The sequence below is a fragment of the Bacteroidota bacterium genome, from assembly GCA_039111535.1.
Taxonomy (GTDB): Bacteria; Bacteroidota; Rhodothermia; order Rhodothermales; family JAHQVL01; genus JBCCIM01.
Genome location: JBCCIM010000180.1, coordinates 1 through 13,450 on the forward strand (window position 1 = coordinate 1; position 13,450 = coordinate 13,450).

At 51.7% G+C, this 13,450-nt stretch carries 9 protein-coding genes; 4 read left to right on the forward strand and 5 right to left on the reverse strand.

Annotated elements, in window-relative coordinates; translation table 11 throughout:
- Positions 1–3,264, reverse strand: a 3,264-nt coding sequence (locus tag AAF564_21295) for a putative Ig domain-containing protein (GenBank protein MEM8488099.1), incomplete at its 3' end; no start/stop codon positions are given.
- 818 nt (positions 3,265–4,082) lie between these two features.
- Between AAF564_21295 and AAF564_21300 the strand changes: the two genes are divergently transcribed.
- Complete coding sequence (locus AAF564_21300) at positions 4,083–4,910, forward strand: flagellin (GenBank protein ID MEM8488100.1); 828 nt, start codon at positions 4,083–4,085, stop codon at positions 4,908–4,910.
- A gap of 241 nt (positions 4,911–5,151) precedes the next feature.
- Here AAF564_21300 and AAF564_21305 read toward each other — a convergent pair whose 3' ends face one another.
- The 3 genes from AAF564_21305 to AAF564_21315 form a co-directional block, all read right to left on the reverse strand.
- On the reverse strand, positions 5,152–8,994 hold the full coding sequence (locus tag AAF564_21305) for a S8 family serine peptidase (GenBank protein ID MEM8488101.1): 3,843 nt from the start codon (positions 8,992–8,994) through the stop codon (positions 5,152–5,154).
- A gap of 257 nt (positions 8,995–9,251) precedes the next feature.
- Positions 9,252–9,776 (reverse strand): class IV adenylate cyclase, encoded by a 525-nt coding sequence (locus tag AAF564_21310; protein MEM8488102.1) that lies wholly within the window; start codon positions 9,774–9,776, stop codon positions 9,252–9,254.
- A 65-nt stretch (positions 9,777–9,841) separates the two neighbouring features.
- Complete coding sequence (locus AAF564_21315) at positions 9,842–10,276, reverse strand: SPOR domain-containing protein (GenBank protein ID MEM8488103.1); 435 nt, start codon at positions 10,274–10,276, stop codon at positions 9,842–9,844.
- A gap of 107 nt (positions 10,277–10,383) precedes the next feature.
- Here AAF564_21315 and AAF564_21320 point away from each other — a divergent pair, with 107 nt between their 5' ends.
- The 3 genes from AAF564_21320 to AAF564_21330 all read left to right on the forward strand — a co-directional run bounded on the left by AAF564_21320 (position 10,384) and on the right by AAF564_21330 (position 12,809).
- Positions 10,384–10,647, forward strand: coding sequence for a hypothetical protein (locus AAF564_21320; GenBank protein ID MEM8488104.1), 264 nt, complete (start codon positions 10,384–10,386; stop codon positions 10,645–10,647).
- A gap of 21 nt (positions 10,648–10,668) precedes the next feature.
- Positions 10,669–12,171: a sodium:solute symporter family protein gene (locus AAF564_21325; GenBank protein MEM8488105.1), complete on the forward strand. Its 1,503-nt coding sequence runs from the start codon at positions 10,669–10,671 to the stop codon at positions 12,169–12,171.
- Positions 12,172–12,242: 71 nt separating this feature from the next.
- Positions 12,243–12,809, forward strand: coding sequence for an O-acetyl-ADP-ribose deacetylase (locus AAF564_21330; protein MEM8488106.1), 567 nt, complete (start codon positions 12,243–12,245; stop codon positions 12,807–12,809).
- A 12-nt stretch (positions 12,810–12,821) separates the two neighbouring features.
- Here the strand turns inward: AAF564_21330 and AAF564_21335 are convergent.
- Positions 12,822–13,450 (reverse strand): hypothetical protein (locus tag AAF564_21335; GenBank protein MEM8488107.1); only part of this gene is annotated, 629 nt, incomplete at its 5' end.

Consider the following 13,450-nt stretch of genomic DNA (forward strand, 5'->3'; position numbering starts at 1 on the left):
AAACGTGTTGGCAATGAGCACGTCATCCCAGCCGTCGCCATCGAGGTCGGTGATGATTGCATCGCGGGCAATTGTTGGCTCGGCTGCGAAGCCGGGTGCCAGGTCAGCCGTGCGATCGACAAGCGTGCCGGATTCGTTCATCAGGAGTAAGTCAGCCCGGGCGCCTGTGCCCATGAAGCCTTCTTTGCGCACCACGATGATGTCATCCCAGCCATCTTTGTCGAGATCACCCACGGCGATGTCTTTCTCATCGCCATCGTCGTTGGCAACGCTAGACAGTGAGATGCTACCGGAATCGTCGTTGAAGTCAAGCCAGGTACCCGCTGCAGCCGAGATGCTCCAGGTGAATGACACAGCCCCGCTGCTAGCGCCATCATTAACCTCTACGGTTACCGAAGCCGTGCCCGCCGTGCCGGCAACAAGACCACCGCCTAACTGCCCCGTTGCGGCATTAATATGTACCCCTGCAGGCAGTCCGGATGCCGTAAACGTAAGCGGGAGACCATTGTCCTGTTCAACATTGATGGCAACAGAAATGGCTTCACCTTCAACGCCACTCTGATCGCCTGGATTTGTCAATACAATTGGCGGAATTTCAAATCCTTCGAATGGTAGATCGCCCGGCTGGTTGAATACCATGTAGCCTACAACTTCATTGGTGTGCCCGACTTCATCGTTGGCCGACTGCTCTTCTTCAACTTTTACGTCGACACCACTGGCCGTCAGGTTCTGATAGCGCAGCACTGCTGTATCGCCCCCATCAGCCGTTTGCATGGCAGCCAGAAAAACGGGTGCTGCATCGTACGCCTGCGAGAAAGCAATGCTGTGGAACTGTTCCTCTACAACATCTGCCGTAACGCCGGCTTCATTAGCCATACCATCAGTACTGGCACCATTGTCGATTGCAACCCAGTAGACAGTTTCTTGCGCATGCACGTTGTCGCTGCCTTCTTCTTCTTCAATCTGTGCCTCAAAACTGGAGACTGTCACAGTCCGCTGGCGCGTTGATGCAGCCGTGGCCTCATTAACCGATCCAATCTGGCTGAATACTACAGGCGGATTATCGAACGCCTGGCCGTAAGATATTGTACTAAATGTTTGTGTCAGTTCTGTAACACCTGCTGCAATGCGTCGCCCATCCAAAAGCATGTGGGAGCCGGCTTCAACCACCATGTAGCTCATGGTTTCCGAACCGTGGGTGCCATCCAGGTAGTCCCACTCGTCGAGCTGAAATTCGAATCCGGTAGCCGTTACATTGCGGACGCGAATAGTGACCGGGTTATCGCCATTAAAAGACGGTGGGCCCATGACAACAACAGGATCGATATAGGAATTGTTAAGGGCCACTGCGTGCCATGTGCCGCTATCAGGTTGGTCAACTGTAACGCTGCCTATTTCCCCCTGGGTAATGGACACCTCCCATGGGAAAGCGATAATTTGCGTACTCGTTCCATCATTCACAGTAACCTCTACTGCGTAGGTACCCGCACTGCCTGTTGCCAACACACCTGTAATTTCCCCTGTACCGCTGTTGATAGACAATCCTGTCGGCAAGCCTGTAGCAGAAAATGTCAGCGGGTCGTCGTCGATGACGTCGATTGGTAGTGTAATCAACTCGCCTTCGCTCGAGAACTGAATACCCGGATTGGTGATAACGGGCACACCATCAGAGGTGACCTGAATAATGGCAGCCTCAGAGGGTACACCATTGCTGTCAACACCAAAGAACATCCAGTATCCAGGCGTCAATACGTTTGGGTTCTGATGTGCCTCGAGGGCATAGGAGCCGGCTGTGGTCTCAGTAAATTCAACGTACAGGCGACGCAAATCCGTGTTCATCTGGTGCGTGATTGCACTCATTTTGATTGCGGTGAACCGCGTCAATCCGGGCGTTGCATCGAGGGTAAACGTCGATCCGTTTACAATGGATGCTGGCGAAGTCGTAATCACGGGTCTCGTAGCGAGGGACCCATCTGCATTGAACAGGTATGGGGGTGAAAACACCTGGGCATCAGAATGTGTGGTAGCAGCACATTCATTTGAGCAAAAACCGCCACCGCCAGACCATACCCGGCCATCAGGCAGCATCAATGCCGTAGAGTGGTAATTACGGGGTACCGACATGTCAGCCAATGTAGTCCAGGCGCCTGTATCAGGGTTCCAGATTTCAGGTGTCAGAACGCTGTTGATTTCACCGCCGTCTGTTCGTCCGCCAACAACCAGAATTTCACCATTCGGCAAGAGAACACCGTTGTGCGTAACGCGAGGATGAATCATGGGCGCGATAGATGTCAGCGCTGGCGTATCACCTGAAATATCAATTGATACGACCTGGTTGGTGGCTATCTGTTTTTCAGCAGATTCATAGGAAACGCTGCCGCCAATGATCATGATTTTGTTTTCTTCATACATGACATTGATGGCCCGCTTGCCGTACCAGCCTTTGTCGGCAGATCCAGCCTCGCGTACACTGCCATCTCCCCCCAGGTTGATGTAGTGCATTTGCTGCGTAGGGCCGGCATGAAAGAGTTCACCATTGGGCGCCATAAACAGGTACGGCCAGGAAGAAGCGGTCCATCCTTGCTGATTGATAATGGGGTTGGTTAGATTTATCCCATCCTTCGTGTACCAGCCGGTGTCTTCGTTCCAGACTTCGGGAATCGGGCCACCACTTGGTGTGCCCCCAGATCCAAGGGCAGTAAACACTTCGCCATTCGGCAACGATACAGAGGTGGGATACCAGCGCCCTATGCTCATGCCATCAACAACTTCCCAGCTTTCCGTAGTTGCATCGAAGAGGCTTGTAGTAGGCACACTGTTTCGGCCTCCCGTAACGTGCACTTTCCCTTTGTCGGTCAGGACCAGTTCGGCGCAGAACATGTCGTGGGTGTTATGCGGCACCATTTTAAACTCGCCGCTCACAGGATCCCAGGCTGCAGCATAGGTAAATTCAGCCTGCCCAGCCGGCCAGGAATCTTCGGCGTTTGAGGAATAGGTAAGCAGGCGACCATCCGGCAGGTTGGCGGCAGATACGGGTGTATGCGGCCAATCGATCACTTCACTCCATTGGCCGAGTGTGTTCAATTCATTGAGTTGGGGTACCCGCAGCCGCGACTGGTCGACAACAAATGCCGGCTCCAGTGCCATTTGCCGGCTCCACTCCAGGTCATCTTCTACGTGCTGACTCTGGGAAATTTGGGCCTGGACGAGTTGAACAGATCCTGAAAACAGAAAACCAATGCCGAGCACAGCGGCCCATTGCATACATCTAGATACAAACATAATAACGTGGCGCAAGACTGCAGAGGTGGATCGTGCGGCTCCGCAGTATCATGTAAGGAAACATGGGGAGAGGTGAGAAAAGTTACGCATCTGTTGGATAACCAAAAACTAACTCTGGCGCGTTGTGGCGGCGTTTAGGCGCATACTGCCGGCTAAAATTGGCGCATGGGTTTGGAGTGAGGAGTGAGGAGTTGGGAGTGAGGAGTTGGGAGTGAGGGCTTTGAATATTTGTGAAACGAAAACACGGAATCCCGAAAAAACGTGAGCCTCAATGCTCATAAAACACACCTCCCAAAGCTTCTAAAACTGCCAAATAAGGACACCAGTGGGCCTTTATCCTCACAAACAGGAAATTTTTTCCGCTACCCTCTTAAGCCTGCCCATGTGCCGACGATATCTCCAAACAGCTTGGTACTATTCGTTTCCCCGGCCCCTCCCCACAACACTTGCGGGCCCCGGATCGGATGAAAAGTAACCCAAGAGATTTCCTAACCAGGACCCCACGCAAAAGCTATCCCCACATAGTTTTCAGCATAGATCACAGCACAAAGCTTGGCGCTTGACCTACGTTAAATACGTAAGCGCGATGCCCACACGTACAGCCTCAAAAAGGGTTGTCATCATCGCACACCGGGTCTGCAAGAAGCACCGTCTTGATACATCCTGTTAGCCTCTGTGGAATAGGTATGCCCGGTCCGAATCTCCTGGATTTATAGTTCAATAAACAACACGTTGTGCCGCCCCACGGCGCAGCCAACCCACCGCATAAATCAAACAATAAAACATTTAGAGGAAGGAATATGGCTTTTGGTGATTTGTCTCGAATCAATACCAATATCGCATCAATGCAATCACTGCTCGAATTTCAGAAGACGAGCAACGAAATCGGAACACGTCAGCTGCGTCTGTCTACTGGTACTCGTATAAACAACGCTGGCGACGATCCATCAGGATTTGCCATCGCTTCTCGGTTGGAATCAAGGGTTCGCGGTCAGGCTCAGGCACTTGCCAATATTGCCGACGCACAGTCTATGCTTTCTGTAGCAGAAGGTAGCCTGGGTACCATCCAGGACATCCTGATGACGATGAAAGAAAAAGTAATGCAGGGCGCAAACGACACGCTTGCTTCATCTGACCGTACGATCATCAACACTACGCTGAACTCTCTTTCTACAGAGATCAACTCTATCGTTAGCGCATCTACCTACAACGGCCTGAGCGTTTTCTCTAGTGGTGCATTCAGCTTCCAGGTTGGTGAGAACAGCGGCGACACCTTCTCTGTAACGGTTGGCGGTATGTCAGCCAGTGCAATTGGGGTAGCTTCTTCAGCTATCAACGTTACCACTGCTGCTTCAGCTTCAGCTTCTTTGAGCCTGGTTGATAGCGCAATCGATTCAATTTCCAGCACACTGGCTGGTATTGGTAACAACCAGACCGCACTCTCTTTCAGAGAAGAAAGCCTGCAAAACAACATGATCAGCCAGGAAGCAGCACGTAGCCGCATCCAGGATGCTGACTTTGCAAAAGAGCAGATCGAAATCGTGAAACTGCAGATCATGCAGCAGACCGGTATCTCTGCCTTGCAGAACTCAAACCTTGCGCCTCAGCTGGTACTTAACCTGCTCTAAGCCTCACTTCTCGAGCAGCTTAAGTCGCGTAATAAAAAGAGCAGCATGTGGCACCACCGGCCACATGCTGCTTTTTGTTTTATCTCTCTTCACGCGAATTAAGCGTGTTTTCGTGGGTTTGTTTTGCGTTATTGCAGTGCTGGCAGCAAAGCCATTGCATACTGCTGTGGCAAAAAAGAATATATCACTCGGCACGCGAAAATCGGCATTAGAAGCAACCCTTCATTCGCGGTCTTCCGCTTTAGCGCCGCACAAAGGTGCGCGTTGCTACGTGTTCGCCGGCTTCGAGGCGCAATACATATGTCCCCGGTGCATACTGGCTCACTTCGACAACCTGCTGATAAACACCGGGCGCTTTCACTGATTTCTCCAGAGATTGTATGCGCCGGCCCAGCACGTCAAACACATCCATCTTAACCTGCGACACCACAGGAATTGCATATTGCACTGCAACCTGATCATACGCCGGATTCGGATACACTGCCTCCAGTGCAAACGGTTTGATCTGCACTTCCCCTTCCCCCGTCACAACACGGGGGCTCGTCTCAAACCAACGTCCAGGTGACCATGCTTTAACCCCGGCGGTTGTATGTGCGCGAACACGCCAGTGGTACCGTACGCCGTGTTCGAGCAGGGCTGCTAACTGCAAGGTTGCTTCAGGTGACTCAAGTTGCGCAACCAGGCCTGAGAAATTTTCATCTGTGGCTAGCTGAATTTCATATTTTTGCGCTTCAGGCACGGGATGCCAGACAATCGTTGGTGTAACGTCTACATCCTGTGCGTCTGCTTCTGGTGCAAGCAATACAGGAATGCGCGACATCCCTAACTCAAACGCCGGCGCCAGCTCATACACCATTGCATTCGCGTACTCATCAGCTGCGCTAACACGAACCGCATAAAGTCCCTCCGCCAATCCAGCGGGCAATGCCGCTGCAACCATGTGGTTACCTGAAACAGCGCCATCTGGAAGTGACAACGTATGCCATACGCTATCCTGCATCAGTTTGACCTGAATCTCCAACGCATCAACAGAAGAAGAAGTAGTACACCAGCCACAGACATCTACAACACCTACGTGCAAAGTGTGTGATGCGTCCGGATACAACATCTGGCCGGACTGCCCTTCAGATTCCACAAAAAGTTGGGTTAGCCTTGGCGGATTGGGATCAGCAAAATCAGTGCGGAAAGACAGCGTTGCGCTTGCGCGGATATGCCAGCCATTTGCTGCAATGTGTTCGTCTTCAATAACCGCACGGTATTGACCGGGTTGGACAGAAACCCGCCGGTGCCCTAACCACCGTCCAACAGGCAGATTTGGTACATTATACAGGGAATCTGCCGCGATCACCTCTTCTCCGCGAAACAGTGTCATGGCGACGCTTCGGGGCAACAAATCGTTGGTTTCATTCAGGAAATATCCGCCATCAGGCGCTTCTGCCAGTTCAATGCGTGTTGCTGCATTGTCCATTTGCCCCGCCCAACGCACAACGCCCTGCCCCGGATACAAGTCAACCACAGATGCATCAGCATAGACCACCGGTTGCTCCAGTCCTACCTGTAAGGTGCCAGCCTCATTTAGATATATTTCTTCGGTTTCCAACAGCGTTACCTGGTTCACCCGGGTTGCCAGGTTGAACAAGGAGAAATCCGCTGAATGGAGGGTGTGAAAATGACCTTCCCAGCTAAATCCTTCTGGGGCCGGCATCATAAAAATTGTTTTCTCGAACGGAGCTGATAGTACAAAAGGGTTGCCATCCGTTAGATCAAGCTTTGCCCCCATGGTTGCACGCCGGCCTGTGCTGCTCGCTGTATGCGTCCAGGGTACAAAGAATACGCTGTCGTGCCCCTCGGGTACGGTATGTTTGTAATTTACCTGTACCATGGTGGCCGGCGTATTCTTCAAGGTCATTTCCCCAGACAACCCATCATACGCACCAAAAGGCAGCACATAATAATCCCCTGTCTCAGAAAAGCCTGTTGCACGCACTTCAAGTTTGTAGGCATCGCTAAACGATGAAAAATACTGTACAGTCGGCAACGAAGCGGCCATCGACATAAACCCGCCTTGTTTCACAATCGCATATCCAGAGGCTTTATGCGTTATCGCGTGAATACCAGAAACATGCTCCAGGGGCTGCAACGTTACGTCTGTTGGCGCAAGGGTTACCGGATGAATTGCTTCTGCTGCAGAAATAACCTGGTGCACACCACCTTCTTCAAAAACGTTTTCTCGGACAACGACGCGTTTCCCCCCTTCAAATTCGGCAATCACATCGTACTGATCTTGCGGCAAAAACAAGAAAAAGTCATCCGCTGCATCGAGGAAAGAAAAAGAAGCCCCGGCGGTGTGTCCGAACAAGAAAAGCAGGTCAGCCGGCTCTGCCAGGGAAAGCCTTGACTGTACCGGATTAAAGAAAGAAAAAGCGATCACGTGATCTTGCGTTTCACTCTCAATCGTTATTTCTCCTTCAAATGCATCGGGAAAGTCGAGCTTCGGCAACGCAGCAACGGGTGCAGTAACAGAAAACGGTACATCAACGGATGTCCCCGGCGCAACAACAACGGATGTGGCACTGAAGTCCAGATCAACACCAGCCGGCAACCACGCCGTGCCGATTGTAAACGTCTCAGTGGTTTCGCCGAGGTTGTGAACACTCAACGTATCGGTATGCTGCCAGACTTCCTGAGAAGCATCAACGAGACCAAAATCAAATCTAGCTGGCGTAAACAAGGCATCAAGTTGCTTCGCTGGTAATGCTCCGACGCGTCCGGATTCTACAAACCAGGGCATCATGCCGCTGGCATCTGCAGATTGGGCGAGTGCAGCTTTGACGTGTGCTGGCGACCAATCCGGATTTGCCTGCAGCAGCCGAGCCGCTATGCCGGCTACGTGGGGTGTAGCCATCGAAGTCCCATCCATCTGCCGAAAGGCGCCATTTAACCAGGTAGATGTGACCGCAACGCCCGGAGCATACACATCTGGTTTTATACCAAATCTTGGCAGGGTAGCAGCTTTAATTGAACCTGTTGGCCCCTGTGCGCTAAACGAAGCCACATGCCCATCGTCTGTGACCGCACCAACAGTAATCGCCGGCAGGGCATTTCCGGGCGCTGCAATCGATGCTTTTCCAAGATGGCCGGCATTACCAGCAGCAACAACGCAAACAATGCCGGCAGCAATGGCCCGCTCGACCGCAAGCGTGACGGGATGGTTCGAGTCACCGCCGGCGCCACTGCCGAGGCTCAAGTTGATGACATCCACCGCGTCGTCTGTAAGTGGATTTTCGTCAGGGTCCATCGCCCGTTCTATTGCAGCAAGCACCCAGGAGTCTTTGCCTCCCCCTTCTACATCCAATACTTTGTAGGCGAGGATTTTTGCGTCAGTGGCAACACCGGCCCATGTGTCGTCATACCCTGCCGCGATGCCGGCTACGTGCGTGCCATGCCCGTTATCATCGAGCGGGTCTGCGTCATCGTTTACAAAATCGTAGCCTCCAATCACTTTATGCTCGGGCCCCAGTTGTCCACCAAGCGCGGGATGGGTGTAGTCAACGCCGGTATCAATAACTGCAATTGTGATGCCGGCACCGGTGCCCTCAAAAGCATCGGTAACTGCCTCTTCTGGCATCACCTCTGGCACACCTGCATCCATAGCATGCATATCACCATCAGCATGAATACGTTTTACATACGGCCAGGCACGAACAGATGCGATAAGATCGCCTGGGAGTTGCAGGGCTACACCGTTGAATGCCCTGGTGAAGTGTTTTGGATGGTCGGCTCGCTTGGCAACTGTATGCGTGGTGTACAGGGCTGCAAGATCAGCGTCAAATTGGGCGTGGGTGGAGGCAACTGCGCTACTCTTGGACCCTGCGCCGGCGGCCGCGGCAACGTCCGGCTGGTTAAACTCAACAATAATGGCAACGGGTGCTGCTCCATCTGCTACCGCATCCTGTAGCGGGACTCCGTTTTTGAGCACCTGGAATGACTGCGTTGGCTGGACCCGTTGTTGCGCACGGGCTGACATGATGCATATAAGCATCAGTACGCCTGTTATGATGGCAATTCTGGTATCCTGCGTCATGCTTCCTGGTCGGGTCCTTGGCTAGCAATTAACTACCCACCAAGAATAGCCAGAACCTGACGCTTTTTTATCAGACTACGGGCTAAGCCTCTAGCGCTTCTAACGCATCCCGCGTGCGCCACTGTGTTGTTACCCGGGGCGACATTAGCGCTTCCTCAGCTCGATCCTGTCACTTTTCGCTTACCGATGGAGGGGCATGTTGGCCTATCCCTGGCTGTGGCCCAGGCTTCATATAGCCAACCCGTCGCAGCCGGCGTTTATTTTGCAAGCATCATGTCGCTGTAAGAGAGGGCGATGAGGTCTATATCTGCTACAGCAAAGCTGGCTTTCATTTGATCGCACTGTGCAGCAAGAGAAGCTTCTGTCCGAGACCCTTCTTCATCGATGGCTTCAACCTCAACAAATTGCCCAAGCCCGTCTACCTCATCCAAATGTATTTTGATGTTGTCGATGAAGTAGATGTGTCGGCGTTTGTCTACAACGGCAAGCACACCCAACGCCCGTGACAACAGCTTGCGGAGGGCAACAGAGAACGGCTTCTCTACGGGAAAAAGCAGTACGTCCGACCGTTTGGGGCCGGCCTGATTTGCCCGACTGTAGAAAATGAGTTTCCGCTCGATGGACCCTTCCCGTAACTTCAGTCGGCCGGCCGGTACCTTGAAGTACGTGTCGATTTGATGATCTTCCCCGACATACCGGGCCTGCTTCTCAGACAAAATTTCGCGCAAAGGCGCATGATCTGCGCAGTAGGCTTTGAACTCGATAATCTTGATGTCCGGCATGGAAAGGAGTTTAAGGTTGAATGAAAGGTAAAGGTGGTTAACCTTAAACGTTTAGCCTTTAACTTTCAACCCGAAACCCGCATGTCGGGCACGATGAATGCTGCAGGGAATTGGGGGGCCAGTTTTTCGAGCACTACGCGTGCTTCTTCCCGGGAGCGAAAATGGCCTATCCTGATTTTGTAGTTGGGGGATTGTTTTTTGACTTCAATCGGTAAATAGGCCACCCCAAACAACGCGCGTTGTTGAGTTTCAGCAAGGCTTTCCCACCAGGCATTGGCATCTTCCACCCAAGCATCTGCGGCATGCTGATCCTGCGTAGAGAATACCTGAATTTGGAAGCCGCGGACGGCACCTCGCTCAAATTGTGCAGTGTACCCATATTCCGGTTGTGCAACGGCACAGGCAGAAAGGGTCATGATGAGCGCAAAGGCTGTATAGCGCGCCGGCAACATGGCGGGGGGACGCGCGGTGTTGCTGTAGTACTTAGCTATCGATCTCAAATGCATTAGTCCCCCATGGTATGGTCTATGAATGACTTGCGATTTCGGACTTCAGATCGTAGGATGGACGTAACACCCATAACCTGCCCATTCAACCACCAAAGACCATGCCCGGACACCCGGAAATACCGAAAGGGCCTGTTTTTTTCACCCATGATGCCCCTGCCGCCTACAAACGCCGGCGCATCCTGTTTGCCCTGCTGGTGCTGCTTTGCAGCCTTTCAACAATCTGGCCCATATATCCTTTATTTTCAAAAACTTACCCGCTGGTATTCAGCCTACCCTTTTCGCTGGCATGGCTGGTAATTCTACTGCTGGTCACGATGGCCGGCCTTACGTGGCTCTACCAGGCAGACCACAAATCTTCCTAACCCCCTTTTAAGCGGTTCATTATGGAAACGTGGCTCACGGCCCTCATCGTTTGCGGCCTCTATCTCATAATTACACTAATCACGGGCCTTTTAACCGGTCGTAACATTTCAAAAAGTGTAACCGGATTTGTAGCCGGCGACCGGTCGATGAATGTGGTTGTCCTTTATTTTGTAATGGGGGCTTCAATTTTTTCTGCATTTGCCTTCCTGGGCGGCCCCGGTTGGGCTTATTCGCGTGGCGCAGCCGCGTATTATATCATTGCATACGGTATTGTCGGCATCATTCCACTCTACTTCTTCGGCCCCAAAACACGGCGTATAGGCGCGAAGCTTGGCTTTGTTACCCAAGCAGAACTCTTGAGCCACCGGTATGGCAGCAGACTGCTTTCGGTAATGCTCGCCCTGCTCAGCATTATTGTTTTTATCCCGTACCTGACCCTGCAAATGAAAGGGGCCGGCTACATCCTGGAAACCATTTCTGATGGCTATATCCCCGACTGGGTAGGTGCGCTAATTACCTACAGCATCGTGCTCATTTACGTATTCAGGAGCGGTGTGATGGGCATTGGGTGGACCAACGCGTTCCAGGGTGTTTTCATGATGATCATTGCCTGGTTCCTCGGACTCTATCTCCCCAACAAGCTCTATGGTGGCGTTGGTCCCATGTTCGAGCAACTGGCAGCCGGTGAGTGGAATGATATGCTGGCAGCCCCCGGTCTTACAAGCAGCGGCGCACCATGGGATTGGTGGGGATTTAGTTCTGCCGTAGTGGTCTCAGCATTTGGTTTTTCGATGTGGCCCCACTTGTTCATGAAAAGCTATGCTGCAAAAAGCGATCGTTCGCTTCGCCTGACCGTTGTGCTGTACCCCACCTTTCAGATTTTCCTCGTACCCATTCTGCTGATTGGATTCTCTGGCATCATTGCATTTGCTGGTGTATCTCCGGCAGACACCATTGTCCCCCATATCCTGAAACAGGAGTCCATCGGGCTTTCAGGTTGGATCGTAGGCCTTGTCTGCGCCGGCACCCTTGCAGCTTCGATGTCTTCTGGCGACGCCATTTTGCACGCAGCTGCATCCATTGGTATCCGCGACGGCGTGAACAAAATGTATCCCGACTTGCTAAATGACCAACAGCAACGCAAGTGGATTCAAGTGTTAATTATTGTAATTAGCGCCATTGCGTACTACTTCGCAGTATTTTCTGAAGTAGGCATTGTGCAGCTGTTACTGGGATCTTATGGCGGAGTGGCACAGATTTTTCCGTTAATTTTTGCGGCATTCTATTGGCCCCGCGGCAATGGAAAAGGCGCTGTTGCCGGCCTGGTGGCAGGACTGGTGGTGAACATGTTCTTCCTTATCCAGCCTGAATTCAAGCCGTTTCCCATGCATGAGGGCATTTATGGCTTGTTGGCAAACATCCTTGTGTTTGTTACCGTAAGCCTGCTCACACCCCCAGAGCCTTTGGAAAAGCTCAAACTCTATACGCACCTGGCTGAAGAAGAAGCGCCAGCGGCGGTATAGACAGTTGGCAGGTTGCGTGCCGGCTTTAATAGATAACCGGATCTAAATCCATAAACCTTCCCAATGCTGTCATGGATGCTTTTGACGTAGCAGGCACAACCATTGCCCTCATCCGCGGGGACATCACCCAGGTTGAGGTGGATGCAATTGTAAATGCAGCAAACAGCAGCTTGATGGGCGGTGGCGGCGTAGACGGTGCGATTCACAGGAACGGTGGTCCCGCCATTCTCGAAGAATGCAAACAAATCAGAAACGAACTCTATCCCGATGGCTTGCCTACAGGCGAAGCCATTTCTACAACAGCGGGTAATTTGCCGGCCAAACGCGTTATCCATACGGTGGGCCCGATATGGAAAGGGGGCGAAGATAACGAAGCCAATTTGCTGGCGAATGCTTATCGCAACTCACTGATGCAAGCCAGACACGAGTCACTTCGCCAAGTAGCCTTTCCCTCCATAAGCACTGGTGCCTATGGGTTTCCAATTGAATCAGCAAGTAAGTTGGCGCTACAAACAATAAGCGCATTTGTAAACAGCTTTTCAGATGTATTTGATAACATTCTAATTGTATTGTTCACAGATAAAGACCTCGCTGTTTATCAGAAGATGGCCAAAGATTTGTTCGAAAAGCGCACTTAGATCCTGTTGCAGCTATTCGAAAACCATTTCTGTAGAAATATCCTCCGTCGCATCTTGCTCACTTCTTTGTGCCAATCCGAGTGCCATGCATAATCCTAAAAATATATCACAGCCAAATGACGCGAGGTTGTACGCAAAAAGATCGGAGTTTCGCGCGAGTAGGTCAACATAGGCATCAAAGGCGACAAAAGTGCACAGCCCAAGGTAGAGTGTCACGAGAAAAGTAACGAAGTAGAGCAGACGCTTCCCACTCGTAAAATACGATAAGAGTAATACCATCGTTGGTGCGGACAGGCTCAAAACGGAAGGTCCTGTTATAGCAAACCGCCAGGCAATAATTAGGACCAACAGTGCGATTGACCCCCATCTCAAAACGCTCGATTTCAAATAGCTCAGACTAATCAATATAGCCGTTAAAGGCGCTAGAACCGCAAATAAGGCAACGATCACCGAAGTTAGCGTCAATGTGTCTAAGTCACTTATACGGTTTAGCAGCATTGGCCCATACCCAGTTTTGATACTGAATACGGCAGAATAGCCCGATATAAATAAAACAGTTATTATGTAGACGCCACGCGAAATATTGAAAAGGCGTTCTCTGGCAGGTACCAGTTTACGGTACTCTTTTTCGAGGTCAGCAG

What these genes read in the sequence shown, in the direction of transcription:
- AAF564_21300 (MEM8488100.1), top strand. Translation starts at nt 4,083, where the DNA reads ATGGCTTTTGGTGATTTGTCTCGAATCAATACCAATATCGCATCAATG.
- AAF564_21320 (MEM8488104.1), top strand. Translation starts at nt 10,384, where the DNA reads ATGCCCGGACACCCGGAAATACCGAAAGGGCCTGTTTTTTTCACCCAT.
- AAF564_21325 (MEM8488105.1), top strand. Translation starts at nt 10,669, where the DNA reads ATGGAAACGTGGCTCACGGCCCTCATCGTTTGCGGCCTCTATCTCATA.
- AAF564_21330 (MEM8488106.1), top strand. Translation starts at nt 12,243, where the DNA reads ATGGATGCTTTTGACGTAGCAGGCACAACCATTGCCCTCATCCGCGGG.
- AAF564_21305 (MEM8488101.1), bottom strand. Translation starts at nt 8,994, where the DNA reads ATGACGCAGGATACCAGAATTGCCATCATAACAGGCGTACTGATGCTT.
- AAF564_21310 (MEM8488102.1), bottom strand. Translation starts at nt 9,776, where the DNA reads ATGCCGGACATCAAGATTATCGAGTTCAAAGCCTACTGCGCAGATCAT.